The sequence below is a fragment of the Mesorhizobium sp. M0621 genome (genome assembly GCF_040320745.1).
GTDB lineage: Bacteria > Pseudomonadota > Alphaproteobacteria > Rhizobiales > Rhizobiaceae > Mesorhizobium.
Map to the genome: position 1 here is coordinate 1 of NZ_JAMYQF010000006.1, position 24,791 is coordinate 24,791.

Here is a 24,791-nt window from a genome sequence, read left to right on the forward strand (position 1 = left end):
CATATTAGGGGGGGGGCAGTCCATCAACCGTCCCCCCCCACTCCGTCGCGCTACGCTCGACACCTCTCCCCCGATCGACGGGGGAGAGGAAAGGCGCGAACTTATACAGGCTGGCTCCCTTCCTCTCCCTCCGGAGGGGGGAGAGGTGGCGCCGCGAAGCGGCGACGGAGTGGGGGAAGCCCTTCACGAAACGCGCAGCCGCCGAAACCCGGCCAAAACTTGGCGAGCGAGAAAACTCAGACAAGAAATCATGATCCCGAACCGCAGGACCGCGTTAGCGAAAAGTAGCGACCGGTCGCGGACAAACCGTTCCGTTTGTTCGGAGATCGTGCTCGGACAAGAAATCAGGCAATGACCAAGAAACCGGAAAAACCAGGATCCGCCAGCATTCGCGTGCTGAAGACGCGGATCAAGAAGAAGAGCGGCCTGAAGGAATCGTCGCGCCGCTGGCTGCAGCGCCACATCAACGATCCCTATGTCCAGCGCTCCAAGGCTGACGGCTATCGCTCTCGCGCGGCCTACAAGCTGATCGAGATCGACGACAAGCATCATCTCCTGAAACCCGGCATGAAGGTGATCGATCTCGGTGCTGCCCCCGGCGGCTGGTGCCAGGTCGCGGCCGCGCGCACGAAATCGACGGCCGACAAGCCGCATGTCATCGGCATCGATTATCTGGAAATGGACGCCGTTCCCGGCGCACCGGTGCTGTTGATGGATTTCCTCGATCCGCTGGCGCCGCAAAGGCTGGCCGAGGCGCTCGGAGGCGACCCTGATATCGTGCTGTCCGACATGGCAGCACCCACCACTGGCCACAAGCGGACCGACCACATCCGCACCATGCATCTGTGCGAGGTGGCGGCCGATTTCGCGCTGTCGGTGCTGAAGCCGGGCGGGCATTTCCTCGCCAAGACCTTCCAGGGCGGCGCCGAAAACGAGCTGCTCTCCATGCTCAAGAAGAACTTCCGCTCGGTGCATCATGTGAAGCCGCCGGCGTCGCGCGATGAATCGGTGGAGCTTTATCTCTTGGCCAAGGACTTCAAGGGGCGAGAGCCGCCGTCGGGCGGATCGGAACGTCCAGAGGGCGAGCCCGAAACCTAAGCCGCGTCAGTTGCCCGGCGGGCTCACCGTTCCCAGCGTCTTGGGCGTCGTCAGCCGGCCATGGCCGGAGACGGCGTTGCCGGCATCGGGCGCCAGCCGCATGAACGACAGGGACGCGGCGGCGGAGATCGCCGCGACGACGAAAAACGCGGTGTGGAAATCCGCCAGCGTCAGCGACCGGTCGTGCAGGCTCGTCGATACTTCCAGGATGCCGCCGGCCACCGCCACGCCAAGCGCGATAGACAGCTGCTGGAAGACGGCCGCAATCGGCGTCGCCTTGCTGGTGTCTTCAGCCGAAACCTCGGCATAGGCGAGCGCATTGACGCCGGTGAAGAACATTGAGCGGATGAAGCCGCCGACGAGCAGCATGGCCAGCATCAGCAGATAGGGTGTGTCGGGTGTGAACAGGCCGTTGATGGCAATCGACGCCGCGGCGACCAGCGAACCGATAACCAGCACGCGGCGGAAACCAGCGACGCGGAAGATCAGCGCGGTGACGAATTTCATGCCGATGGCGCCGATCGCCGAGACGAAGGTGATCATGCCGGACTGGAACGGCGTCAGCCCAAAGCCGATCTGGAACATCAGCGGCAGCAGGAACGGCACCGCACCAATGCCGATGCGAAACAGTCCGCCGCCAAGCACCGAGGAACGGAACACCTGGTTGCGGAAAAGTTCGAGCGCCAGCAGCGGGTTTTTGGCGTGGCGCGCATGCAGCAGATAGAGCGCGCCCGACACGAGGCCAACCGCTACGGTGATGACACCGACGATTGGCGGCAGATAGGGCAAGCTGACCACGGACAGGCCGAACACCACGCCGGATGCCGCCAGCCCGCTCAGCACGAAGCCGATGAAATCAAGTGGCGGGGTCTGCGCGGGTTCGGTCTCCGGCAGGAAACGCGTCGCCAGCCAGATGCCGGCCACGCCGATCGGCACATTGATCAGGAAAATCCAGTGCCAGGTGAAGTAGGTGGTGATGAAGCCGCCGACGGGCGGCCCGACCAGCGGCCCGACCAGTGCCGGAACGGTCAGCCAGGACATTGCCGCGACGAGCTCGCTCTTGGGTGTCGCGCGCACCAGCACCAGCCGCCCAACCGGCGTCATCATGGCGCCTCCGATGCCTTGCAGGAAGCGCGACACCACGAAAGCCGGCAAAGAACCGGAAAGGGCGCAGGCGATCGAGCCGATAATGAAGACCGCGATCGCGGCACGAAAGACAGTCTTGGCGCCAAAGCGGTCGGCCATCCAGCCACTGATCGGAATGAAGATCGCCAGCGAAACCAGATAGGCGGTCAGCGCCAGCTTCAGCGCGATCGGGCTGGTGTGGATGTCGATTGCGATCGCCGGCAGCGATGTGGCGATGACGGTCGAATCCATGTTTTCCATGAAAAGGGCGACCGCCAGTATGAGCGGGATGGTGCGGTTCACAAAACGCGTCCGACTTGATGCTTTTATGGTTGACCGGAGGCAAGCCAATATGCGGAGCGGTTATCATGGGCTGGCTCGGATGTCGTGTTAATTTGCTGTCACTTTTGTGCGACTGCGGGGAGACTGGCAGTTTGCTCGGGCTGCCGCCGTGCCTAAAATCGGAACAGCCGAGACGGCCAAGGTCCTCTCGCGGTGTCTACAGGCGCTGGCCAAGCAGCGAGGAATAGCTTGCGAATGGCGGTGCGCTGCGCTATTGTAGTGGATATAACTACTATATGGATTTTGCCATGGAAGAAGCCGTTTCGGCAGCTGATGCCAACCGCAGATTTTCTCTCATCCTGCGCGGTGTTCGCGAAGGACAAAGCTATATTGTGACTAGTCATGGGCGACCCGTCGCGCGGATAGTGCCCGCGGATCGACAGCAGGGTGTGGCTTCCCGCTCGCGCGCAGCGTTGTTGTCGCGCCTCGAACGCCAGCCTGTTACGGATGTCGGGCGCTGGACCCGGGACGAGCTCTACGAGGACGAGCGGTGAAGGTCGCGCTTGATACCAATGTCCTTGCCTATGCGGAAGGAGTCAACGGTGCCGAGAAGCGCGATATTGTTCTCGAACTGCTGCGCAACCTACCGCAAGAGGCTGCCGTTATTCCTGTTCAGGTTCTTGGTGAGCTGTATAACGTTCTCGTCCGCAAGGCCGGAAGAGCGCCTGTGGAAGCCCGGGATGCCCTTTTGGGCTGGCGCGACGCGTTTCCAGTTGCCGCGACCGTTCAAGATGTAATGATGATGGCGGCTGATCTGGCGACGGACCACCACTTCAGCATTTGGGACGCGGTCATTCTGTCCACAGCTTCGCAAACCGGTTGTCGGATGCTCCTTTCGGAAGACCTGCAAGACGGCTTCACATGGGGTGGGGTAACTGTCGTCAGCCCTTTCGCATCGCCGCGTCACGCATTGCTCAATGCTCTCTTGGGGGGGTCTTCGGGATAGAACGCGATACACCGAGACGAGCGGCTTTTCATCGGCGCCGGGACGTGGTACCAGCCAGCGCCAATCCTGAAAGGGAAGAAACGAGTCGGCGCTGTCCATTCCGGTCCAGCGCTTTTTTGTATTCCGAGGACTGGCCATGGCAAAAATCATCGAAACGTCCACCGGCGCATTGGCGCTGACCTTTGACGACGTGCTGCTGCAGCCCGGTCATTCCGAGGTCATGCCCGGCGAAACCGACGTCCGCACCCGCATCGCCGGCGACATCGACCTCAATGTACCGATCCTGTCGGCGGCTATGGACACCGTCACCGAGGCGCGGCTTGCCATCGCCATGGCCCAGGCCGGCGGCATTGGCGTTATCCACCGCAATTTCTCGCCGGCCGAACAGGCCGAGCAGGTGCGTCAGGTCAAGAAATTCGAATCCGGCATGGTGGTCAATCCCGTCACCATCGGCCCCGACGCGACGCTCGCCGACGCGCTGGGCCTGATGCGCAGCTATTCGATCTCGGGCATTCCGGTGGTCGAGAATGGCGGTACCGGTGGACACAAGGTCGGGCGGCTGATCGGCATCCTGACCAATCGCGACGTGCGCTTCGCGTCCGATCCGGCGCAGAAGGTCCATGAACTGATGACCCGTGACAACCTGATCACGGTCAAGGAGAACGTCGACCAGGACGAGGCCAAGCGGCTTCTCCATCAGCACAGGATCGAAAAGCTGGTCGTCGTCGACAGGCAGGGCAACTGCGTCGGGCTGATCACCGTCAAGGACATCGAGAAGTCGCAGCTCAACCCGCACGCCACCAAGGACGTGCAGGGCCGCTTGCGCGCCGCCGCCGCCACCAGCGTTGGCGATGACGGTTTCGAACGCGCCGAGCGCCTCATCGATGCCGGCGTCGACCTTCTGGTGATCGACACCGCGCATGGTCACTCGCAGCGCGTGCTGGACGCCGTGACGCGCGCCAAGAAGCTCTCCAACTCGGTTCGCATCCTGGCCGGCAACGTCGCCACCGCCGCGGGCACGCAGGCGCTGATCGACGCCGGTGCCGACGCCGTCAAGGTCGGTATCGGTCCCGGTTCCATCTGCACCACCCGCATCGTGGCCGGCGTCGGCGTGCCGCAGCTTTCGGCGATCATGTCGGCGGTCGAAACGGCGTACAAATCCGGCGTCTCGGTGATCGCCGACGGCGGCATCAAATATTCCGGCGATCTCGCCAAGGCGCTTGCCGCCGGCGCAAGTGCCGCAATGATCGGCTCGCTGCTGGCTGGAACCGACGAAAGCCCGGGCGAGGTCTATCTGCACCAGGGCCGCTCTTTCAAAGCGTATCGCGGCATGGGCTCGGTCGGCGCGATGGCCCGTGGCTCCGCCGATCGCTACTTCCAGGCCGAGGTGCGCGACACGCTGAAACTGGTCCCGGAAGGCATCGAAGGGCAGGTTCCCTACAAAGGACCTGTGTCCGGCGTGCTGCACCAGCTTGCGGGCGGCTTGAAAGCCGCTATGGGTTATGTTGGTGGCCGCGACCTTGCCGATTTCCGCGAGCGCGCCACTTTTGTGCGCATATCCAATGCCGGACTTCGTGAAAGCCACGCCCATGACGTCACGATTACCCGCGAAAGCCCGAATTATCCCGGCGGAGCCTGACCAGTACGGGATCGGGCGGAACCTGACCGCAACGATCCTGCGGCTGTCACGCCATGCCGCGGCCTTGTGTTTCCTGTCGGCGGCGCTATTCATCGCCATGACGGCGATGGAATTCTTCTATTTCCGCCAGTTGAGTGGCGGCTTGCCGTCACTCGACATGCGCGTTTTTGGCTTCACGCCCGACGAAGGCATGGCCTGGCTGACGGCGCTCGGTCGGCGCGGCGGCGAGATCATTCTCGTCTGGCACTATCTGACCTTCGATCTCCTGTTCCCGGCGCTGCTGTCGGTGACGCTGGTGAGCCTGATCCTGGCGACGGGCCGGCGATTGAAGAACTTCCGCGTGCTGCCGAGCCAACTACAATCGATCTTCGCGCTGGTCCTGGTGCTGCCCTACACACTTGCCGACTACGCCCAGAACATCGCGGTGGCGCGGCTTCTTTCGGATTTCCTGTCGGCCAACCCGGACTCGCTGTCCTTGGCCTCGGCGCTGACCGTCACCAAATTCGCGCTTTTCGCCGTCCCGGTGATCGTCATTGCCGCCTTCTGGCTGGCAGGCCAGAAACGCCAGGCTTGATGCCGCGCGGAAAGCCCAACCGGGCAGGGGCACTTCCATGAGCCAGACAACGATCTTCTGGCCTGTTCTGGCCCACGTGCTGCTGATCTACATCGTCTACGCCGCCCTGGGTCGTCGCAGATACGGCGCAATCAGGTCAGGCGAAGCCAAGGCCGGTCAGTTCAAGGTGCGCTCGACCGAACCAGCGTCCAGCGTCACCGTTGCCGCCAATCTCACCAACCAGTTCGAATTGCCGGTACTGTTTTATGTACTGTGCCTGACACTGCACCTGACCAACGGCGTCAACTACCTGACCCTGGCACTGATGTGGATTTTTGTCGCGTCGCGCTATTTCCATGCCTGGATTCACCTGACCAGCAACCATCTGCTGCTGCGCAGCCGCTCTTTCTTCGTCGGCGCGGTGATTCTTTTGCTCGGATGGATCTGGTTCGCGCTGCATCTGCTCGGAGCGGTGTGAGCAGAGCAGTTCTCCCTTCTCCCCTTGTTGTGGGAAAGGGAAGTCCGCTCGCCTAGAGGTCGAACACCGCAATCTTGCGCTTGTCGAACTTGATGCCGATCTCGCCGCGCACCAGCTTGAGCGCTGCCTCGCCGAACACGGCGCGCCGCCAGCCCTGCAGGGCCTGTACGTCGGCATCCTCGCCCTCGGCCGCGATACGGTCGATGTCGTCGCTGGAGGCCAGCACCTTCGAGGCGACGCCTTCCTTTTCGGCGACGATCCGCAGCAGCACCTTCAACAGCTCCGCCGCCGCGTTGGAGCCCTCGGGCGGCTGGAAACTCTTTGGCAGTTTCGGCATCTGATCCTTGGGCAAGGCAAGCGCGGTGTTGACCGCGCCAAGCAGCGCCGTTGCCGTCGACGAGCGTTCCCAGCCCTTCGGTGTCGTGCGCAGCTTGCCAAGGGCTGCCGCGTCGCGCGGCGCCTGCTGCGCCACCTCGTAGATCGCGTCGTCCTTGAGCACACGGCCGCGCGGCACGTCGCGTTCGCGCGCCTCGCGCTCGCGCCACGCCGCCACGCTCTGCACGATCGCAAGTTCCTGCGGCTTGCGCAGCCGCATCTTCAGCCGCTTCCAGGCGTCCTCGGGATGCGGGTCATAGGTCTCGCGCGAGGTCAGGACCTCCATCTCCTCGTTGAGCCAATGAGCACGGTTTTCCCGTATCAGCTCGGCGCTGAGGTGCTGATAGACCTCGATCAGATGGGTGACGTCGGCCAGCGCGTAGTCGAGCTGCTTGTCGGAAAGCGGCCGGTGGCGCCAATCGGTGAAGCGCGATGACTTGTCGAGCCGCGCCCCGGTGATGCGCTGCACGAGCTGATCGTAGGAAACGCTGTCGCCGAAACCGCAGACCATCGCCGCCACTTGGGTGTCGAACACCGGGTGCGGAACCAGATCGCCGAGATGGACGATGATTTCTATGTCCTGCCGCGCGGCGTGGAAGACCTTAACCACCGCCTCATTGGCCATCAGCTTGAAGAACGGCCTCAGGTCGATGTCTGGCGACAGCGGATCGATCAGCGCCGTCACGCCGGGTGCGGCCATTTGGATCAGGCACAGGATCGGCCAAAAGGTCGTTTCCCGGATGAATTCGGTGTCGACGGTGACGAACGCCGACTTTTCGAAAGCGGCGAGAACGGTCTCGAGTTCTTTCTGGGTGGTGATGACGTGCATCAAATCGCTTTTGGCAGGAGTAAGGTCTTCCTAGATTTCAGCCGGCGGGGCTTTCGTCAAGCTTTGGCACCATCGTCATGATTCCTCCGGCCCGTCGGAATCGCTGTTTCTTCTGGTCAGCCGTGCGAAAACCGTCGACGTGCGCAACAGCGCGGTGAAGCGGCTGCGCCTGCCTGCCGGCACGCCGGACCGGGCCTGCATCCGGTAGAGGATGACCGCGATGAAGATCGCATAGACCACCGCGCTGAATACAAACAGGGCGCCCGGTCCGAAATATTGCATCGCCGTCGAGGCGGCGAACGGGCCGCCAATGGCGCCGAAGGAGTAGAATAGCATCAAGGCCGCGTTGATCAGCACGAACTCGCCGGTATCGGCGCGGTCGTTGGAGTGCGCCGCCGACAGCGAATAGAGCGGCATGGCGAAACAGCCGAAGATGAAGACGAGGACGAAGTTGAGCGCCGGATTGCTGCCGGCGATGAACACCAGCGCCAGTGCTGAAAACATCGCGCAGCAGGTCGTCATCAACAGCACCCGGCGCCGGTCCCAGCGGTCGGAGAGGTAACCAAGCGGATACTGGATGATGGCGCCGCCGAAGATGCCGACGCTGACGAAGGTGACGACATCGGCGACCGACATGCCGATCTGCTCGGCATAAACCGGCGACAACGTGCGAAAGGCGCTGTTGGTGACGCCGACGGCGATGCAGCCGAAGCAGCCCAGCGGCGAAATCCGCCAGACGCGCGCCAGGTCGAGCTTGACCTCTTCGGGTGGTGTCGGGTTGGAGCGGTCGCCCAGCGAGACCGGCACCAGCGACAAGGTGATCATCATCGACATGATGGCGAAGATGGCGAAACCGCCGGCGCCGAAGATCGGGATCAGGAACTGGGCGCCGGTCACCGAACCAATATCAACCATCCGGTAGATCGCCAGCACGCGCGCACGGTCGCGATTGCCGACGCCGGAATTCAGCCAGCTTTCGACGGTCGTGAACAGCCCGGCGAAACAGAAACCGCCGGCAAAGCGCACCGCGCACCACACCACCGGATCGATGACCAGCACCAGGAGCAAGGTGCCGACCGAGGCGATCGCCGCCAGCGCCGAAAACGCCCTGATATGGCCAACCGCCTTCATGATGCGGGTGATGGCCAGGCAACCGAGCAGGAAGCCGGCGAAATAGAAAGTGCCCATCAGGCCGATGTAGGAAGCCGAAAACCCTTCCTCCGCGCCGCGCAGCGCGATCAGCGTGCTTTGCAGCCCGTTGCCGCCAAGCAGGATGCCGGCGGCGAGAAGGAGCGGGATCAGCGGGCGGATGGAGGACATTAAGAGGCAATCACGTGTCAGTGATCCCTTCTTGAACCATCGCTTCCACCAACGCCAGCGGCAATCCTGGTGGCATAGTTCGAATTCGGCCTAGGCCGGGAACGGGTAGGCCGTTCAATCCGTGCTGGAATTCTGCAGCTTCAGCGACGCCGCATGTGCAACGAACGCTTCAACACTCTCCTTTGAATAGCCAAGGAGAGCACCCTCCAGTCTCGCCAGATCATTCGATGTGAAGACGTCAAAGGCTTCTCCGCTGCGACACATGCGAGCGATCAGCAGGCTGAGCTTGCCGCGCCATTCCTCTGTCGGCAGGCAGTAGCAGCGTTCTTCCACGGACGTTTTGGGATCAACCTGGGAGAACTTCAGAATTCGGCCTTCGTCGACAAACGGCTTGAAATGCGCGTCCCCAACATCTTCTGTGTCCATACCCGGTTCTGCCGCGAACAAGGCCATTGGCTTGTCGCTCCGAAGCATCAATTCCAACTCGCGGCCATTATGTGGCCCGATGCCCTTTGGGAGAGTGCGTTTCGGCATAAAGCATCTCCAAATCGTTTGATGACTGCATCGTCGCAAGAAACACTTCTGGCGGCAATGCATGAAGGCCGGCAGAGACTTGAACCCTGAAGGTCGAACCAAGAGGCAACCAAAGCCGCTTGCCTTGACAAAGGCGGCCTCTCATGCGCTTTTCGCGCAAATTTTCCGGCCGGGCTGTAATGCTTCGGCCCGCAACCCAGCACCCCGGACTTTACCAATGACAATGCACCGTTACCGCAGCCATACCTGTGCCCAGTTGAGGAAGAGCGACGTCGGCTCGACCGTTCGCCTGTCGGGCTGGGTGCATCGCGTGCGCGATCATGGCGGCCTGCTCTTCATCGACCTGCGCGACAATTATGGCCTGACCCAGATCGTCGCCGATCCGGATTCGCCGGCCTTCAAGGTCGCCGAGACCTTGCGCGGCGAGTGGGTCATCCGCGTCGACGGCGAGGTCAAGGCGCGCTTGCCCGAGACCGCGAACGCCAATTTGCCGACCGGTGAGATCGAGATTTTCGCCCGCGAGATCGAAGTGCTGTCGGCGGCCAAGGAATTGCCGCTGCCGGTGTTCGGCGAGCCTGACTATCCCGAGGATATCCGGCTGAAATACCGTTTCCTCGACCTGCGCCGCGAGACGCTGCACAAGAACATCATCGCGCGGACAAAAATCATCGCCGAAATGCGCAGGCGCATGGGCGAGGTTGGTTTCACCGAATTCTCGACGCCGATCCTGACCGCCTCGTCGCCGGAAGGCGCGCGCGACTTCCTGGTGCCGTCGCGCATCCATCCCGGCACCTTCTACGCGCTGCCGCAGGCGCCGCAGCAGTACAAGCAGCTGATCATGGTGTCGGGCTTCGACCGCTATTTCCAGATCGCGCCCTGCTTCCGCGACGAGGATCCGCGCGCCGACCGTCTGCCCGGCGAATTCTACCAGCTCGACCTCGAAATGAGCTTCGTCGAGCAGGACGACGTGCTGTCGACCATGGAACCGGTCATGCGCGGGGTCTTCGAGACCTTCGCCAATGGCAAGCCGGTGACGCAGAACTTCCAGCGCATTCCCTACGACGTCGCCATGCGCAAATACGGCACCGACAAGCCAGACCTGCGCAACCCGATCGAAATGCAGACCGTCTCCGACCATTTTCGCGACTCCGGCTTCAAGGTGTTCGCCAACATCCTGGCCAACGATGCGAGGGCCGAGGTGTGGGGCATTCCGGCGAAGACCGGCGGCAGCCGCGCCTTCTGCGACCGCATGAATTCCTGGGCGCAAGGCGAGGGCCAGCCGGGGCTGGGCTACATCTTCTGGCGCAAGGAGGGCGACAAGCTCGAAGGCGCCGGCCCGCTCGCCAAGAACATCGGCGAGGAGCGCACCGAGGCGATCCGCCTTCAGCTCGGCCTTGCCGATGGCGACGCTGCCTTCTTCGTTGCCGGCGATCCGAACAAGTTTGTTTCCTTTGCAGGTGCGGCGCGCACCCGCGCCGGCGAGGAGCTGAACCTTGTCGACCGCGAACGCTTCGAACTGTGCTGGATCGTCGATTTCCCGTTCTTCGAATGGAACGAGGAAGAGAAGAAGATCGACTTCGCCCACAACCCGTTCTCGATGCCGCAAGGTGGCATCGATGCGCTGAATGGCGAGGACCTGCTCGGCATCAAGGCGTTCCAGTACGACATGGTCTGCAATGGCTTTGAGATCGCTTCCGGCGGTATCCGCAACCATCTGCCCGAAACCATGGTCAAGGCGTTCGAGACGGTCGGGCTCGATCGCGCCACGGTCGAGGAGCGCTTTGGCGGCCTCTACCGCGCCTTCCAGTACGGCGCGCCGCCGCATGGCGGCATGGCTGCCGGTATCGACCGTGTCGTCATGCTGCTTGTCGGGGCGAAGAACCTGCGCGAGGTGACCATGTTCCCGATGAACCAGCAGGCCTATGATTTGTTGATGAGCGCGCCTTCGGAAGCGAGCCCGCAGCAGCTTCGCGAACTGTCGCTGCGCGTTGCTGCGCCGAAGAAGGACGCCTGATCGCGCTTCGGGCGATACTTTAAAAAACCGCCCGAACCGATTCTTTCGATTCGCTAATCCCCATAAAAAACCCGGCATCGCAGCCGGGTTTTTCGCATCTTGAGGTCGCTTCGATCAGTCTTCGTTGGCCTTGACGGTGACGCCGAGCGTCTTCGGCAGGTCGAGCGGATTGGACATGGCGCCCGCCATGATCAGCGCGAACGGCACCGATGCCGGCGGTTCGGCCGAGATCTCGAGGCTCTTCGGATCGTCGAGATATTTGCCGACCGCGGCTGTGACCTGCGCCGTCAGTTCCGGGTTGTTGAGCTGCGCCATGCCGAACGGCACGATCGCCTTGGCCTGGTTGGCAATGTCCTTGCCGGACATGCCTTGCTGCTTGCCGACATAGTCCAGCACCTTGTTGGTCAGCGAATCGTCGTCGAAACGGATCGAGGCGCCGTTGAACGAAAGCTGCTGCAACAGGCCGAGCATCGCCATGCCTTGCGCCGAATTGTCGGCGCCTTCAGGTTGTGCCGCCATTTTCTTCTGCATTTCCTGCAGCGACTTGACGAAATCCATCGTATAGCCGCCGAGATCGAAGGTCATTCCGAACGTGCCGGCATTCTCTACGGAGATGTCGTATTTCGACAGTTCCATCTTGCCGTCCGTGGGCTGCCAGGTGCCGGCCATCTCGAGATTGCCCGCGATGTTCTGGTAGCCGAGTGCGTTGATCACTTCCTTGGACTTGGGATCGTCGACCAGCGTCAGGTCGGCGTTGAACTTTTCCGTGGTGGCGGTGAATTCCATCGCCTTGCCGTCCGCCGGCGGCGTGATCTCGATGGCAAGCCCGTCCATCGAAAAGGCGGTCTTGTCGGCGACCTTGACGGTCATGTTCGAGAGTTCGGCAGACTTGTACATCATCAGCGAGCCCAAGGGGCTGGTCGCGCCGTCGGCCGGAACGGACATGTCGTGGATGACGAACGGGCTGAGATCGAGGGTGACGCCGTCCTTGCTGTGCTGGAAGGCAGCGGTCGACACGGTGGCGATGTCATAGCCGCCATTGGCCTCGGTGACGCCTTCGAGTTTGACGTCGCCGATGGGGAGCGCTTCCTTTTCCGCCGCCGGTTTGACGGCAACGCCCTGCAGCACCATGCTGGTGTTGTCACCGGTCACGCCGGTCCAGGTGATGTCGACGCCCTGGGCGGAAAGTGCCGCCTTCAGCCGGTCGGCAACCGCCGCATCCTGGGCGAGGGCCGCGTTCAGCGGCAGTGTGAGCAAAAAGGTCGAAAAGGCAAATTTCTGGAGAGTTGAGCGTTTGATTGTCATCGCAGATCCCTGAGAGTGTTCTGAAATTGTTTTTTCAATTCTTTGCGCCATCACCATTCAGTGAGGAACTGGACCGGAAAAAGGCGTATCCCGGCACAATGGTCGAAAATCACGGCGAAAGGCAAACCCGATGCCACCGTCTACGTGCGAACCGGCTAATTTATCATGAAGAGCCGGTGGGCGATATCATCGCGCTTGGCCTTAGAACCCGCATGTAACAGGCTGATGTTGGTCGATATCCCTTGGCGTACGGTTTCGTGTTGCAGAAGGGCCGGCATAGCCGTCTGCCTCTTGCCGCGAATCACCCGCTCGGCTAGTCCCAGCCCATGGGAAAAAGGCTTTTGCCGCCTGAAAATGGCGGTGGCGATCATATCGAGCCGGTCGATCTGAAGAAGGCGCTGGAAGAGCGCTATCTTGCCTATGCGCTGTCGACCATCATGCACCGGGCGCTGCCCGACGTGCGCGACGGACTGAAGCCGGTCCATCGCCGTATCATGCACGCGATGCGCCTGCTGCGCCTCAACCCCGATCAGGGCTTTGCCAAATGCGCCCGCATCGTCGGCGAGGTGATGGGCAAGTTCCACCCGCATGGCGACCAGTCGATCTATGACGCGCTGGTGCGGTTGGCGCAGGATTTTTCGATGCGCTACCCCCTGGTCGACGGGCAGGGCAATTTCGGCAACATCGACGGTGATAACGCCGCCGCCATGCGATACACCGAAGCGCGCATGACCGATGTGGCGACCGAACTGTTGTCCGGCATCACCGAGGACGCCGTCGACTTTCGGCCGACATACAATGAAGAAGACGAAGAGCCGGTGGTTTTGCCCGGCGCCTTCCCGAACCTGCTGGCCAATGGCTCGTCCGGCATCGCGGTCGGCATGGCGACATCGATCCCGCCCCACAATGCGGCCGAGCTTTGCGACGCGGCACTTCACCTGATCGAGCATCGCGATGCGCCGGTGGCGAAGCTGATGGATTTCGTCCAGGGCCCGGATTTCCCGACCGGCGGCATCATCGTCGACAGCCGCGCCTCGATCCTCGAAGCCTATGAAACCGGCAGGGGCGGCTTTCGCGTCCGCTCGAAATGGATCCAGGAGGACCAGGGCAGGGGCACCTGGAGTATCGTCGTCACCGAAATCCCTTACGGCGTGCAGAAGGCGCGGCTGATCGAAAAGATCGCCGAGCTGCTGATGGCGCGCAAGCTGCCGCTGCTCGAGGATATCAGGGACGAAAGCGCGGAAGACATTCGCGTCGTGCTGGTGCCGAAGAGCCGTTCGGTCGACCCCGGCATCCTGATGGAATCGCTGTTCAAGCTCACCGAACTCGAAAGCCGCTTCCCGCTCAACATGAATGTGCTGTCGCGCGGTAAGGTGCCCAATGTGCTGTCGCTGAAGGGCGTGCTGCAGGAATGGCTCGAGCATCGCCGCGACGTTTTGGTCCGCCGCTCGAAACACCGCCTCGGCGAGATCGAAAGACGGCTGGAGATACTCGCCGGCTACCTGATCGCCTACCTCAACATCGACGAGGTGATCAGGATCATCCGCGAGGAGGATGAGCCAAAGCAGGTCATGATGGCCCGTTGGTCGCTCACCGACACCCAGGCCGAAGCCATCCTCAATATGCGGCTGCGCGCTCTGCGCAAGCTGGAAGAATTCGAGATCCGCAAGGAATTCGACGGGTTGAGCGCCGAGAAGAAGCAGATCGAGGCACTGCTTGCTTCAAACGAGAAGCAGTGGGCGACGATCAAGTGGGAAGTCACCAACATCCGCGACAAGTTCGGCCCGGAGACCGAGCTCGGCAAACGCCGCACCCAGTTCGCCGATGCGCCCGAGCATGATCTGACCGACATTGCGCACGCCATGATCGAGCGCGAACCGGTCACTGTGGTCGTCTCGGAAAAGGGCTGGCTGCGGGCGATGAAGGGGCATCTGGCCGATCTCTCGACGCTGACCTTCAAGGAGGGCGACAGCCTCAAGCTCGCCTTCCATGCCCAGACCACCGACAAGGTGCTGGTCTTCACCACCGGCGGCAAATTCTACACCATCGGCGCCGACCGGCTGCCCGGCGGCCGCGGCCATGGCGAGCCGATCCGCATCATTGTCGACATGGACAATGATCAGGACATCGTCACCGCCTTCGTTCACGACCCGAAACGCAAGCTGCTGTTGGCCTCGCATGACGCCAATGGTTTTATCGTGCCCGAGGAGGAAGTCGTCGCCAACACTCGCAAGGGCAAGCAGGTGATGAACGTCAAGGCGCCGGACGAGGCCCAGCGCTGCATCCCGGTCACGGGTGATCATCTCGCCATCGTCGGCGAGAACCGCAAGATGTTGGTGTTCGCGCTCTCCGAGATTCCGGAGATGGGCCGCGGCAAGGGCGTACGCCTGCAGAAATACAAGGACGGCGGCCTTCTCGATCTCAAGCCGTTCACGCTGGAGAGCGGCCTCTCCTGGCAGGATTCAGCCGACCGCACCTTCACACGGTCGCGCGAGGAACTGGCCGAATGGATCGGCGCGCGTGCGTCAGCTGGACGGATGGTGCCGAAGGGATTCCCGAGGACGGGGAAATTTGGATGACGCTGCTAATCTCCCCCCTCGAGGGGGAGATGGCCGGCAGGCCAGAGGGGGTCGCCGCGCATGAAGCGCCAGCCTCCTCTTCTGTTCACAATTGGGCCGGCGTCAGGTCGTCCCGACCCCCTCTGTCGCCTTTGGCGACATCTCCCCCTCGAGGGGGGAGATACCCAACCATTTGGACTATCGTCACGATTGCTGCACTATGTCAGTGCATAAGCGGGAAGGGTGTTTGGAAGAGGCAGGCGATTGAAGGAATCAAAGATCCAGAAACCGGAACGACAGCAGCGCTTGTTCGGCCTGTCGACGCCGCTGCGGGCCGCCGTCATTCCGCCGTTGTCGGCGGCGCGCTGGCTGCTGGTGCTGATCGTCGCCGCCGGCGTCTATTTCTTCCACGGCTTCCTGTTTCCTGTGCTGGCGGCGCTCGTCATCGCCTTCGCCAGCTGGCCGCTCTACCGCCGCCTGCTTGTCGCGGTCGGCGGCAACCGCACCATCGCCGCGACCTTTGCCATCCTCTTCATCCTCGCCTTCCTGGTGATACCGATCGCCTTCGCCGGCACCTATGCGATCAACGAGGTCCGCGAGTGGGTCGCGTGGGCGATCGAGACCAACCGGCATGGCGCGGTCACGCCGCACTGGATCGCCACCATGCCTGTCGTGGGCGAGTGGCTGAACGAGCAGTGGACGACCAATTTCGGCCATCCCGGCGGCATTGGTGAACTGATCCAACTGGTCAGCGGCGCCAACATCGGCAGCATCTATCGCGGCGTGCTGGCCGCCGGAGGCAGCGCCTTCGGCCTGCTGTTGACGCTGCTGTTCATGATGATCGCGCTGTTCTTCGCCTATCGCGACGGCGAACACTTTGCCGCCCAGGTCGACCGTCTCGGCGAGCGCATCCTGCCGACCAGGTGGGAGCGGATTTCGCGCGTCGTGCCGGCGACGATCTCTTCGACCGTGACCGGCATGACCGTCATCGCCATCGGCGAAGGCCTGGTGCTGGGCATTGCCTACTGGCTGGCCGGCGTGCCGTCGCCGGTAACGCTCGGCGCCCTAACCGGCGTTATGGCGCTGATCCCCGGCGGCGCGCCGCTGTCTTTCACGCTGGTCTCGATTTATCTCGCCGCCAGCGGATCGCCGATGGCCGGTCTGGCGCTGTTCCTGTGGGGCGCGGTCGAGCTGTTCATCGTCGACAAGACATTGCGCCCAAAGCTGGTCGGCGGGCCGATAAAACTGCCCTTCCTGCCGACGTTTTTCGGCCTGATCGGCGGCGTCAAGACCATGGGGTTTCTCGGCCTGTTTATCGGCCCGGTGCTGATGGCCCTGCTGGTCGCGATCTGGCGCGAATGGCTGCGGGAGGTGGAACTGGCCGACGAAATAGCTCCGGGCTCGCCGGCCGAAATCGAAGCTGGCCCACAGATCGAGGCGCTGCCGGAACCTGACTTGGCCAAGAAGAAGGCCAGCGCCTGATCTCGAAAGCCGGCTTGCGCTACACCGGATGATGCACCGCAAGGTCGCTACGGCGCTTGCGTCCCTCGTGCAACTGCCACAGGGAATGGGCGATCAGCGTCACGATCAGGATCCCGCCGCCGATCAAGCTGTTGCGCGTCGGCGTTTCGTCGAAGATCATCCACACCCAGACCGGCGCCAGCACCGTTTCGAGCAGGTAGAACATCGCCACTTCAGGCCCTGATATGTATTTCGGCCCGTTGGCGAGGCAGAAGAACGCTATCGGCATGATGACGGCGCCATTGAGGATGATCCACCATGGCGCGTTCACATGGAAGCCTTCGCCTGTCACCATGAAGGCTGCCAGCCCAAGCGGCAGAAGGACGCCGACGAGCGAGGTGAATCCCATGTCCTTGCCGCTGCCGCGCGAGATGGTGATGGCCACGGCGATGAAGAAGGCCGAGCACAGCGCCATGAAATCGCCGAACAACTTTCCGGTGCCAACGGAACCACCGACGATGATCAGCACGCCGAGGATCATGATCAGCATTGCGGCTATCGTCACTAGCCGCGGCCTCTCCCGCAGGAATATCCAGGACAGCAACCCCGCGAACACGGTGTTGAAGGCCAGAATGAATACCAGATCGGCGGTCGAGGTGTGATAGACAGCGGTGACGAAGGTGATCCCGGTCAGCCCATAGCAGGTCGCCACGATCAGGCCGGACCAGCCGGGGATGAGTGGCGGGGCGTTCCGGCTCAGAGCGCGCCAGACCGACCAGATGACCATCGCCGCGACGAATGTGGTGCCGGTGCGCAGCAGCATGATCGTCCAAGCGCCACCGTCGGCGAGGCGGATCAGAGGTATGTCGACAGTCAGCGTCAGCCCGCCAATGGCGGTTATCAAAAGACCCTTCTGGTGATCATGGTGAGAGAACATGGAGGAACTTTCGCAATGAAGAGCAGGCTGGCGGCCGGCCGGCGCAATGGCGCACCCTCTCCAGCCGACCGGCTGAAAGACCAGCATCTCCTGCCTTGAAACAGTTTAAGAGCGGATCGTGGAAAACTCAGCGTAAAACCGCTTCGTTGGTGTAGCGCTCCCAGCCTTTTGGGCCGAGATGCTCCTGCGGCATGAAGCGCATCTTATAATTCATCTTGCGCGAGCCGTTGACCCAGTAGCCGAGGTAGACATGGGGCAGGCCCATCGCCCTGGCGCGGGCGATGTGATCGAGGATCATGAACGTGCCGAGCGAGCGCTCCTCGAAATCGGGATTGAAGTAGGAATAGACCATCGACAGGCCATCGGCCATCTTGTCGGTGAGCGCCACCGCGATCAGCTCGCCCTGGCCCTTGCCGGTGATGAAGGTGTCGGGCCCGCGCCGCCGATACTCGATCACCTTGGTGTCGACATGGGTATCCTCGACCATCATGGCATAGTCGAGCACGGTCATGTCGGACATGCCGCCACGGCGGTGGCGGGCATCGAGGTAGCTGCGGAATAGGGAATATTGCTCGGTCGAGGGCTCTGCGTTGTGCATGTAGCCAACGAGATCGGAATTGTGGTGCAGCACGCGTTTCATGTTGCGGCTGGCGACAAATTCCTGGGCGAGGATGCGTACCGAAACACAGGCACGGCAGGTTTCGCATGCCGGCCTGTAGGCGATGTTCTGCGAGCGCCGGAAGCCGCCTTGCGTCAAGAGGTCGTTCATCTCCGCGGCCTTGTCGCCGACCAGATGCGTGAACACCTTGCGCTCGAACTGGCCGTCGAGATAGGGGCACGGCGATGGCGCGGTCAGGAAGAATTGCGGCGACTGGGTCGGATGCTGCGTCATCGAGCCTTGGAAACACTCCTTCGAATCGCTCTACCTTTGGCGCGGACGGCGAAAAATTCAACAGGATTGTGAGGACGTGGTCGACTCGAGGCCTTCACATTTGCGCTTGATCGATTGCGACTGCTCTTCGGAGGCCGTTTCAGCGGTCGGTGCGGCTGACGACCGTGCCGAGCAAAAGATCGTGCAAGGTGCGCTTGCGGTCGGAAAACAGCGTCACCAGCAGCACCAGCGGCGACAGGATGACGTTGCCGGCCCAGAACAGCACCGAATGGACGACGGCGGTAAGGCCGTCGATCGGCCTGCCGTCGAGCCGGTCGAGCCGGATGCCCATCATCTTCATGCCCGTGGTGGCCTGGTCGGTGCTGCCAAGCGTGTTCCAGATGTAGAGGATGGCGACGGCCGGGACCAGGACGCCGAACAGCATCCAGCCAAGGCCGAGGGTCAAAAGGCCGAGGAAAAACACCAGGATGGCAAACGGAATGGTGAGCAGCGCGACGAAGACATAGTCGATCACGAAGGCCAGGATGCGCCGCGTGCGCACGCCGTCATAGGCCCTGACATCGTCGAGCCTGCTGGTGATGATTTCGCCGTCGAGAACGCGGGCGTTCATGTCATTTCCTCATAACAGGGGCCCGGCATAGGGTGCGGGCAACTCATCAGTGAAATGGTGAGAGCTTGTGGCGGAATCAAGATCGGGCTTTTCGCGACGCGCAAGCTCGAACGATGTGGGACGCGATCTGAGTCGGTTGAATTTGCGGCGCGAATGGCATTAGCTTGCTGCGGCGCAACAAAGCGCTCACGGGCGGGGACGGGGCAATATGGATTACGACATGCTGGTCATCGGCAGCGGCCCCTCCGGCCGCCGTGCCGCGGTGCAGTCGGCCAAGCTCGGCAAATCGGTTCTGGTGGTCGACCGCGGCAGGCGCCTCGGCGGCGTCTCCGTGCATACCGGCACCATTCCGTCGAAAACGCTGCGCGAGACCGTGCTTAACCTGTCAGGCTGGCGCGAGCGCGGCTTCTACGGCCGCGGCTACCGGGTCAAGCAGGATATCTCGGTCGGCGATCTGGTCGAGCGCCTGCACAAGACGCTCGACCACGAGGTCGAGGTGCTGCAGCACCAGTTCATGCGCAACACGGTCAAGAGCGCCCGCGCCGCGGTGAAATTTCTCGGCCCCAACAAGGTCAGCCTGACATCAGACACCGGCGATTACAGCGAGGTCGGTTTTGCCAACGCACTGATCGCGGTTGGCACAAGGCCACACCGGCCGAGCGAAATACCTTTCGACAAGGCCCGCGTCTTCGACAGCGACGAGATGCTGGAACTGGATCGTTTGCCGCGCACACTGACCGTGATCGGCGCCGGCGTCATCGGCGTCGAATATGCGACGATCTTTTCCGCGCTCGACGTGCCGGTGACCTTGGTCGAGCCGCGCAACTCCATCCTCGATTTCGTCGACCGCGAGATCGTCGACGATTTCATCCACCAGATGCGCGATCGCGGCATGACCATCCGGCTTGGCAGCGCAGTCAAGGAAATCCGCTCCAAGCCGGACGCTGCCGAGGTCGAACTGGCCGATGGCCGCACCATCCGTTCCGAAGTCGTGCTCTACGCCGCCGGTCGCACCGGCAATGTCGGCAGCCTGGGCCTGGATGTCGTCGGCATCGATGCCGACGCCAGAGGCCGCATCAAGGTCGATCCGCAATCCTTCCAGACCAGCGTGCCCAACATCTACGCCGCCGGCGACGTCATCGGTTTCCCTAGTCTGGCCTCGACTTCCATGGAGCAGGGCAGGGTGGCGGCCTGCCATGCGTTCGGCGTGCCCTTGCCGCCGCCACCGGAAACATTTCCCTATGGCATCTATGCGGTGCCGGAAATCTCGACCGTCGGCCAGTCCGAGGAACAGGTGCGCGAGAGTGGTGCCGCCTATGAAGTCGGCGTGGCGCGTTTTCGTGAAACCTCGCGCGGCCACATCATGGGCGTCAATACAGGCTTCCTGAAGCTGTTGTTCTCGATCGAAACGCGCCGCCTGCTCGGCGCGCATATCGTCGGCGAGGGCGCTACCGAGCTCATTCACATCGGCCAGGCGGTGATCAATCTCGGCGGCACGGTCGACTTCTTCGTCAACAACACCTTCAATTATCCGACGCTCGCCGAAGCCTACAAGATCGCCGGGCTGGATGCCTGGAACCGGATGGGAAGAGGGTAGGCAGGCTGGTGAGGCAGTCAGCCTGCCTTCGCTACCGCCGCCGATCCCGACAGCCATTGCCGGACGATCACCGCGTCGGCGCTGCCGAATTCGTGACCCGATGGAACAATCCGGGCATCGATCTCGGCGCCGTGCTTGCTGAGCAGCGTGACGAGTGCCGGCGCGAAGGGCGCGTAGGTGAGATCCGCCGCGCCGGCGATCATCAGTACCCGTACCTTTGACAAATCCGTCACCGGCACATCGTCGAGCACCGGCATCGGTCGCAGCAGTGCGGCGCGTTCGACTAGGCCGGGATGCAGCAGCATCAGGCTCGAAACCAGATTGGCGCCGTTCGAATAGCCAAGGAAATTCGTACGGGAAAGATCGAGGTGGTGGCGCGCGGCCACGTCGGTGACGAAGCCCGCAAAGGCATCGGTTTCAATGCGGATGCTCTGCTGTTCGAAGCACGTCGGCGTGATGCGCGAGAACCAGCGGAAACCATCCTCCTGGACAATGCGGCCGCGCACCGCGATCAGCATGGCGCGCGGCGCTATCTCTCGTGCCAGCGGCACCAATGTCGTCTCGTCGACACCAGACCCATGCAGCAGGAAGAAGCATTCGCCAGTTGAATCCGCCGGGCAGTAAAGGCGATAGGGGAAGGCGAGATCACGCTGTAACGCACCATCTTGTGAGGTCTCTTCGGTCATGCCTCATCCTTTTGATTTCATGATGACTTCGGTCAGTTTGCCGGCTTCAAAACGTAATATTTTCAAGCTCCGCGAAAGTTGATTGAACCGGGCGCACTACAGTCCGTTTCTTCGCCGATAACATTCCTTCGGGAGGAATCGAAGCGGTGCGCCGGGGGTCGCATTGCCGGTATGAACAACCAGCTTTGAGGCCTTTTTGTCGATGACCACCCAGATTTCCCCAGACCGCGGCACGCGTGTCCCGGATCGCGAAATGCGTGTCCCAGACCGCGATGCGCGTGTCTCGGAGCGCGACACCCGTATCGATGTGATCCGCGCTCTCGCTCTGCTGACCATCTTTATCGACCATGTGCCGGGTACCGCTTTCGAGTATCTGACCTACAAGAATTTCGGCTTTTCGGATGCGGCGGAGGTCTTCGTGCTGATCTCCGGCATCTCGGTCGCGCTCGCTTACGGGAAGAAATTCCAGCCTGGAAACCGGCTGCTGGCAACATTGAAGATGTGGCGCCGCGCCGGTGTGCTCTACGCCGCCCACATCGTCACCACCATGGTGGTGATGGCGATCTTCTGCGCCGCGGCGGTGTTCGCCAGGCGACCGGAGCTTTTGACGATGATCAACATCGAGCCGTTGATCAAGAATGCGCCGCAAGTGCTGATCGGCATCGTGACGCTTGGCCACCAGCTCGGCTACAACAACATCCTGCCGGTCTATACGGTGCTGCTCTTGCTGACGCCGCTTTTCCTGCTCTTCGTCAGCTATCGGCCGGTCTTGGCACTGGTTGCATCCGGCGCGCTGTGGCTGGTCGCGGGAATTTACCAGATTGCTCCGCCCAACTACCCCGAGCCCGGCTTCTGGTTCCTCAACCCGCTGTCATGGCAGTTCCTTTTCAACATCGGCCTGGCAGGCACGCTGCATGTGCGTCGCGGTGGCACCATCCCGGTCAGTCGCTGGCTGGTCGGTGCCGCCTTGGCTTACACCGCTGTGGCGCTGGTCTGGGTGCACAGCCCGCTCTGGGGGCATATCTCCTGGTTTGGCCTGTCTCCGGTGCTGACCGGCTTCGACAAGACGTTCCTGTCACTGCCGAGGCTGCTGCATATATTGGCGGTGAGCTACCTGATCGTGGCATTCCCGGCCATCTCGAACCTGTTCCGCGCCGGGCGCGATCATCCGCTTGCCATACTGGGCAAAAGATCGCTGCCGGTTTTTATTGCCGGCACGGTGCTCGCAATGGCGGCGCAGGTGCTGAAGCTGATCAATCCCGGCGGGTTTGCCTATGACAGCCTGCTGATATCAGCCGGCATCGCCATGCAGTTCGCGCTCGCCTACTATCTCGAATGGCTTTCAGGCCTTGGCTGGTCCGGGAAAAGCAGGCCGGCGCGCAACGCGGCACCGCCCATCCATGCGTCGTTCGGCATGTCGTCGATGGCGCCAAGAATGGGGCGCTGACGGGTCTGGCGTTTCAGGCGGGCGAGGGGCCTGATGAAGCTCGCACCACGAGTTCGACCGGCAGCGATTGCCGGCTGGTGGGCGAGCCGTCATTTTCAAGGATTGCCTTGACGGCAAGGCGGCCCATCTCGGCGATCGGCTGGACGATTGTTGTCAACGGCGGCTTGGAAACCGCTCCTTCCGGGACGCCGTCGAAGCCGACGATCGAAACGTCGCCCGGCACCGTGATGTCATGCTGTCGCAGCCAATCCAGCGCATGAAGCGCGATCCTGTCCGACATCGCCAGGATGGCGGTCGGTGTCTCGGCGCCGGCGAAAATATGATCGAGGCCGGCCCATACGCTCTTCTCGTCATTGGTCGTTTCGTAGATCGGAACCTTCGAGATGTCGATGTCGACTCGGGCGAGTTCAGCGAAGTAGCCGCGCAGGCGGTCGCGCGTTCCGGAATAGAGGGCCTTCTCCATCTGCTCTCGCGTGGTCGGGCCGAAGCCTGCGTCCGCGCAGGGCAGGGCAAGCACGGCAAAGCGACGATGCCCAAGCTCGGTCAGATGGCGGGCCGCGAGGCCTGCCCCGGCGATGTTGTCGACACCGATCGCCGCGACGGCCTCATCGTCGTCGTCTGAATCAAGATCGAGCGCCACAAAGGGAAGTTTGCGGTCACGCGCCAGTTCGACCAGCTTTGAGCCGCCATCGACGCAGAAGACGATGAAGCCATCGACGAGCGCACTCTGGATGTTCCAGGCGAGCTGTTCGCTGTTGGCGGCGGAGACCAGCGAGATCCCCGCGCCGGTCGCGTCGCAGGCCTGCGAGATGCTGGCCATCATCACCCGGGCGAAAGGGTCCTCGAAGAAATAGGATAATGGTTCGGCGGTGGCGACACCGATGGCGTTGACCTTGCCGGCGCGCAGCAGCCGGCCCTTGGGGTCGGGTCCGCCATATCCCATTGCCTCGGCTGCCGCCTTGACCCGTTCGCGGACCTCCTCGCGCACGATCTCGGGGCGGGCGAACACGTTGGACGCGGTGCCGTGCGACACGCCCGCCGCTTTGGCAATGTCCGCCAGCCGGACCGGTCTTGTCTTTGCAGAGGTCAATGGCGCCATTTTCGTCTCCTGAATTCCCCCATCTAGCACTTTCGTTGGATCGGTTCAAATTTTGGCTTGATCAAGGGCTTGGTGAGGTGTATTGTTTGAATCGATCCAAAGGAAATAATGGCTTTGAAGGTTGGATCGATTCAAGACAAGGGGGAGATGGTCGTGCATCCCGTCAACTTTCTGTTCGAAGACATCTATCGCAACGACTGGAGCATCAGCTCGAATGCCGCGGCCCTGAAGCGTCGTGGCAAGGCCAGCCCATGGGTTCGCGAGCTGCGGTTCCTCGTGGAGCGCAAGCGGAGCTGATCGACGCCGCTTTTTCGTGGCGGCGGATTGGATCGATTCAAGTTTTGAAAGGAGTGCACATCATGCATCCCATGAGCTATCTGTTCGAAGACATCTACCGCAACTACTGGGGCATCGCACCGGCGTCGGAGCGGCCGGAGGCGCGTCGGTTGGCGAGGCTGCGGCGGCACAATCGCGAGTTGCTCATCCAGCCCGAACGCCGGCAGGACTGACTGCTCCGCAAACGAGGTTTGATGGGCGCAGACCTGGTATCGGGGCGTGCGCCCAGAGGCGTCAGGAACGCGCGCGCACCAGTGCCGAGGCAGCGATCGCCAGCCAGCCGGCGATGAGCAAGGTGCCGCCGATCGGCGCCGACAGCGGGAATAGCCGCGAGCCGAGGAAGTCGCGGGCCAACAGGTCGCCGCAGAACAACAGAAGCCCAGCCAGCAGGACCAGGCTGCCGATGTGCAGCATCCGGTTCGCGCCAAGCAATCCGGCGGCAAGGAAGACCGGCGCATGCATGAGCAGGAAGGAAGCGGCGGTGCCGGTGAAGGCGCCGCCCAGATGCGCCGCCGCGGCCGACAGCGCCACGCCCGCAGCGCCACAGAGGCCGCCGGCCAGGACGAGGATACGGCCGATGTTGCCGGAAAATTGCTCGGCTGTGCTCATG

The 24,791-nt window shown here is 62.3% G+C and carries 24 protein-coding genes; 13 read left to right on the top strand and 11 right to left on the bottom strand.

Features of this window, described 5'->3' with window-relative positions; translation table 11 throughout:
* Positions 1-351 precede the first annotated feature (351 nt).
* The gene (locus NKI38_RS05940; RefSeq protein ID WP_352655584.1) at positions 352-1,098 is read left to right on the top strand and encodes an RlmE family RNA methyltransferase; all 747 of its coding nucleotides are present in this window, start codon (positions 352-354) and stop codon (positions 1,096-1,098) included.
* A 6-nt stretch (positions 1,099-1,104) separates the two neighbouring features.
* Here NKI38_RS05940 and NKI38_RS05945 read toward each other — a convergent pair whose 3' ends face one another.
* A complete protein-coding gene (locus NKI38_RS05945; protein ID WP_352655586.1) occupies positions 1,105-2,526 on the bottom strand; it encodes an MFS transporter in 1,422 nt (473 codons plus the stop codon).
* Positions 2,527-2,813: 287 nt separating this feature from the next.
* Between NKI38_RS05945 and NKI38_RS05950 the strand changes: the two genes are divergently transcribed.
* The 5 genes from NKI38_RS05950 (at position 2,814) to NKI38_RS05970 (ending at position 6,181) form a co-directional block, all read left to right on the top strand.
* The gene (locus tag NKI38_RS05950) at positions 2,814-3,059 is read left to right on the top strand and encodes a type II toxin-antitoxin system Phd/YefM family antitoxin (protein ID WP_352655588.1); all 246 of its coding nucleotides are present in this window, start codon (positions 2,814-2,816) and stop codon (positions 3,057-3,059) included.
* Positions 3,056-3,511, top strand: a complete 456-nt coding sequence (locus NKI38_RS05955; protein ID WP_352655590.1) for a PIN domain-containing protein — start codon at positions 3,056-3,058, stop codon at positions 3,509-3,511. Before NKI38_RS05950 ends, NKI38_RS05955 begins: the two co-directional genes overlap by 4 nt.
* 136 nt (positions 3,512-3,647) lie before the next feature.
* Positions 3,648-5,150, top strand: coding sequence for an IMP dehydrogenase (guaB, locus tag NKI38_RS05960; RefSeq protein ID WP_352635625.1), 1,503 nt, complete (start codon positions 3,648-3,650; stop codon positions 5,148-5,150).
* Positions 5,101-5,724: a hypothetical protein gene (locus NKI38_RS05965; RefSeq protein ID WP_352655592.1), complete on the top strand. Its 624-nt coding sequence runs from the start codon at positions 5,101-5,103 to the stop codon at positions 5,722-5,724. Before guaB ends, NKI38_RS05965 begins: the two co-directional genes overlap by 50 nt.
* A 37-nt stretch (positions 5,725-5,761) precedes the next feature.
* The gene (locus NKI38_RS05970; RefSeq protein WP_352655594.1) at positions 5,762-6,181 is read left to right on the top strand and encodes an MAPEG family protein; all 420 of its coding nucleotides are present in this window, start codon (positions 5,762-5,764) and stop codon (positions 6,179-6,181) included.
* Between the two features lie 52 nt (positions 6,182-6,233).
* On the opposite strand, the gene rnd is transcribed toward NKI38_RS05970, so the two are convergent.
* The 3 genes from rnd to NKI38_RS05985 form a co-directional block, all read right to left on the bottom strand.
* The gene (gene rnd / locus NKI38_RS05975; protein WP_352655596.1) at positions 6,234-7,385 is read right to left on the bottom strand and encodes a ribonuclease D; all 1,152 of its coding nucleotides are present in this window, start codon (positions 7,383-7,385) and stop codon (positions 6,234-6,236) included.
* 75 nt (positions 7,386-7,460) lie between these two features.
* Positions 7,461-8,705, bottom strand: a complete 1,245-nt coding sequence (locus NKI38_RS05980) for an MFS transporter (protein ID WP_352655598.1) — start codon at positions 8,703-8,705, stop codon at positions 7,461-7,463.
* A gap of 114 nt (positions 8,706-8,819) precedes the next feature.
* A complete protein-coding gene (locus tag NKI38_RS05985; protein WP_352655600.1) occupies positions 8,820-9,239 on the bottom strand; it encodes a hemin receptor in 420 nt (139 codons plus the stop codon).
* Between the two features lie 223 nt (positions 9,240-9,462).
* Between NKI38_RS05985 and aspS the strand changes: the two genes are divergently transcribed.
* Positions 9,463-11,253 carry an aspartate--tRNA ligase gene (gene aspS, locus NKI38_RS05990; RefSeq protein ID WP_352655857.1) on the top strand — a complete coding sequence of 597 codons (1,791 nt, stop codon included), beginning with the start codon at positions 9,463-9,465 and terminating at the stop codon, positions 11,251-11,253.
* A gap of 114 nt (positions 11,254-11,367) precedes the next feature.
* Here aspS and NKI38_RS05995 read toward each other — a convergent pair whose 3' ends face one another.
* On the bottom strand, positions 11,368-12,558 hold the full coding sequence (locus NKI38_RS05995; protein ID WP_352655601.1) for an aq_1923 C-terminal domain: 1,191 nt from the start codon (positions 12,556-12,558) through the stop codon (positions 11,368-11,370).
* A gap of 326 nt (positions 12,559-12,884) precedes the next feature.
* Here NKI38_RS05995 and parC point away from each other — a divergent pair, with 326 nt between their 5' ends.
* Together parC and NKI38_RS06005 are read left to right on the top strand one after the other, a co-directional pair.
* On the top strand, positions 12,885-15,137 hold the full coding sequence (parC, locus tag NKI38_RS06000) for a DNA topoisomerase IV subunit A (RefSeq protein WP_352655603.1): 2,253 nt from the start codon (positions 12,885-12,887) through the stop codon (positions 15,135-15,137).
* Positions 15,138-15,380: 243 nt separating this feature from the next.
* A complete protein-coding gene (locus NKI38_RS06005; RefSeq protein WP_352655605.1) occupies positions 15,381-16,598 on the top strand; it encodes an AI-2E family transporter in 1,218 nt (405 codons plus the stop codon).
* A 19-nt stretch (positions 16,599-16,617) separates the two neighbouring features.
* Here the strand turns inward: NKI38_RS06005 and NKI38_RS06010 are convergent, their stop codons facing one another.
* From NKI38_RS06010 to NKI38_RS06020, 3 genes are all read right to left on the bottom strand, one after another.
* Positions 16,618-17,514, bottom strand: a complete 897-nt coding sequence (locus NKI38_RS06010; protein WP_352655607.1) for a DMT family transporter — start codon at positions 17,512-17,514, stop codon at positions 16,618-16,620.
* A gap of 127 nt (positions 17,515-17,641) precedes the next feature.
* The gene (locus NKI38_RS06015; protein WP_352635641.1) at positions 17,642-18,406 is read right to left on the bottom strand and encodes an arginyltransferase; all 765 of its coding nucleotides are present in this window, start codon (positions 18,404-18,406) and stop codon (positions 17,642-17,644) included.
* 139 nt (positions 18,407-18,545) lie between these two features.
* On the bottom strand, positions 18,546-19,016 hold the full coding sequence (locus tag NKI38_RS06020) for an RDD family protein (protein WP_352655609.1): 471 nt from the start codon (positions 19,014-19,016) through the stop codon (positions 18,546-18,548).
* A 208-nt stretch (positions 19,017-19,224) separates the two neighbouring features.
* On the opposite strand from NKI38_RS06020, the gene sthA reads away from it, so the two are divergent.
* Positions 19,225-20,613: a Si-specific NAD(P)(+) transhydrogenase gene (gene sthA, locus NKI38_RS06025; RefSeq protein WP_352655611.1), complete on the top strand. Its 1,389-nt coding sequence runs from the start codon at positions 19,225-19,227 to the stop codon at positions 20,611-20,613.
* A 17-nt stretch (positions 20,614-20,630) separates the two neighbouring features.
* Here sthA and NKI38_RS06030 read toward each other — a convergent pair whose 3' ends face one another.
* Positions 20,631-21,299, bottom strand: a complete 669-nt coding sequence (locus NKI38_RS06030) for an alpha/beta hydrolase (protein WP_352655612.1) — start codon at positions 21,297-21,299, stop codon at positions 20,631-20,633.
* Between the two features lie 253 nt (positions 21,300-21,552).
* Between NKI38_RS06030 and NKI38_RS06035 the strand changes: the two genes are divergently transcribed.
* Entirely contained in the window at positions 21,553-22,746 is a 1,194-nt protein-coding gene (locus tag NKI38_RS06035) for an OpgC family protein (RefSeq protein WP_352655614.1), read from the top strand.
* Positions 22,747-22,759: 13 nt separating this feature from the next.
* Here NKI38_RS06035 and NKI38_RS06040 read toward each other — a convergent pair whose 3' ends face one another.
* The gene (locus NKI38_RS06040) at positions 22,760-23,845 is read right to left on the bottom strand and encodes a LacI family DNA-binding transcriptional regulator (RefSeq protein ID WP_352655616.1); all 1,086 of its coding nucleotides are present in this window, start codon (positions 23,843-23,845) and stop codon (positions 22,760-22,762) included.
* 108 nt (positions 23,846-23,953) lie between these two features.
* On the opposite strand from NKI38_RS06040, the gene NKI38_RS06045 reads away from it, so the two are divergent.
* Together NKI38_RS06045 and NKI38_RS06050 are read left to right on the top strand one after the other, a co-directional pair.
* Positions 23,954-24,142, top strand: a complete 189-nt coding sequence (locus NKI38_RS06045; protein ID WP_352655618.1) for a hypothetical protein — start codon at positions 23,954-23,956, stop codon at positions 24,140-24,142.
* A gap of 62 nt (positions 24,143-24,204) precedes the next feature.
* Positions 24,205-24,354 (top strand): hypothetical protein, encoded by a 150-nt coding sequence (locus tag NKI38_RS06050; RefSeq protein WP_352655620.1) that lies wholly within the window; start codon positions 24,205-24,207, stop codon positions 24,352-24,354.
* A 61-nt stretch (positions 24,355-24,415) separates the two neighbouring features.
* Here NKI38_RS06050 and NKI38_RS06055 read toward each other — a convergent pair whose 3' ends face one another.
* On the bottom strand, positions 24,416-24,790 hold the full coding sequence (locus tag NKI38_RS06055) for a DUF423 domain-containing protein (RefSeq protein WP_352655622.1): 375 nt from the start codon (positions 24,788-24,790) through the stop codon (positions 24,416-24,418).
* Between the last annotated feature and the right edge of the window lies 1 nt (position 24,791).

What these genes read in the sequence shown, in the direction of transcription:
- NKI38_RS05965 (WP_352655592.1), top strand. Translation starts at nt 5,101, where the DNA reads ATGACGTCACGATTACCCGCGAAAGCCCGAATTATCCCGGCGGAGCCT.
- NKI38_RS05980 (WP_352655598.1), bottom strand. Translation starts at nt 8,705, where the DNA reads ATGTCCTCCATCCGCCCGCTGATCCCGCTCCTTCTCGCCGCCGGCATC.
- NKI38_RS06020 (WP_352655609.1), bottom strand. Translation starts at nt 19,016, where the DNA reads ATGAACGCCCGCGTTCTCGACGGCGAAATCATCACCAGCAGGCTCGAC.
- NKI38_RS05950 (WP_352655588.1), top strand. Translation starts at nt 2,814, where the DNA reads ATGGAAGAAGCCGTTTCGGCAGCTGATGCCAACCGCAGATTTTCTCTC.
- NKI38_RS06035 (WP_352655614.1), top strand. Translation starts at nt 21,553, where the DNA reads ATGCGTGTCCCAGACCGCGATGCGCGTGTCTCGGAGCGCGACACCCGT.
- parC (WP_352655603.1), top strand. Translation starts at nt 12,885, where the DNA reads ATGGGAAAAAGGCTTTTGCCGCCTGAAAATGGCGGTGGCGATCATATC.
- NKI38_RS06050 (WP_352655620.1), top strand. Translation starts at nt 24,205, where the DNA reads ATGCATCCCATGAGCTATCTGTTCGAAGACATCTACCGCAACTACTGG.
- NKI38_RS05940 (WP_352655584.1), top strand. Translation starts at nt 352, where the DNA reads ATGACCAAGAAACCGGAAAAACCAGGATCCGCCAGCATTCGCGTGCTG.
- rnd (WP_352655596.1), bottom strand. Translation starts at nt 7,385, where the DNA reads ATGCACGTCATCACCACCCAGAAAGAACTCGAGACCGTTCTCGCCGCT.
- NKI38_RS06010 (WP_352655607.1), bottom strand. Translation starts at nt 17,514, where the DNA reads ATGTTCTCTCACCATGATCACCAGAAGGGTCTTTTGATAACCGCCATT.
- guaB (WP_352635625.1), top strand. Translation starts at nt 3,648, where the DNA reads ATGGCAAAAATCATCGAAACGTCCACCGGCGCATTGGCGCTGACCTTT.
- NKI38_RS06030 (WP_352655612.1), bottom strand. Translation starts at nt 21,299, where the DNA reads ATGACCGAAGAGACCTCACAAGATGGTGCGTTACAGCGTGATCTCGCC.
- NKI38_RS05970 (WP_352655594.1), top strand. Translation starts at nt 5,762, where the DNA reads ATGAGCCAGACAACGATCTTCTGGCCTGTTCTGGCCCACGTGCTGCTG.
- NKI38_RS06040 (WP_352655616.1), bottom strand. Translation starts at nt 23,845, where the DNA reads ATGGCGCCATTGACCTCTGCAAAGACAAGACCGGTCCGGCTGGCGGAC.
- aspS (WP_352655857.1), top strand. Translation starts at nt 9,463, where the DNA reads ATGCACCGTTACCGCAGCCATACCTGTGCCCAGTTGAGGAAGAGCGAC.
- NKI38_RS05985 (WP_352655600.1), bottom strand. Translation starts at nt 9,239, where the DNA reads ATGCCGAAACGCACTCTCCCAAAGGGCATCGGGCCACATAATGGCCGC.
- NKI38_RS06055 (WP_352655622.1), bottom strand. Translation starts at nt 24,790, where the DNA reads ATGAGCACAGCCGAGCAATTTTCCGGCAACATCGGCCGTATCCTCGTC.
- NKI38_RS06045 (WP_352655618.1), top strand. Translation starts at nt 23,954, where the DNA reads ATGGCTTTGAAGGTTGGATCGATTCAAGACAAGGGGGAGATGGTCGTG.
- NKI38_RS06015 (WP_352635641.1), bottom strand. Translation starts at nt 18,406, where the DNA reads ATGACGCAGCATCCGACCCAGTCGCCGCAATTCTTCCTGACCGCGCCA.
- sthA (WP_352655611.1), top strand. Translation starts at nt 19,225, where the DNA reads ATGGATTACGACATGCTGGTCATCGGCAGCGGCCCCTCCGGCCGCCGT.
- NKI38_RS05995 (WP_352655601.1), bottom strand. Translation starts at nt 12,558, where the DNA reads ATGACAATCAAACGCTCAACTCTCCAGAAATTTGCCTTTTCGACCTTT.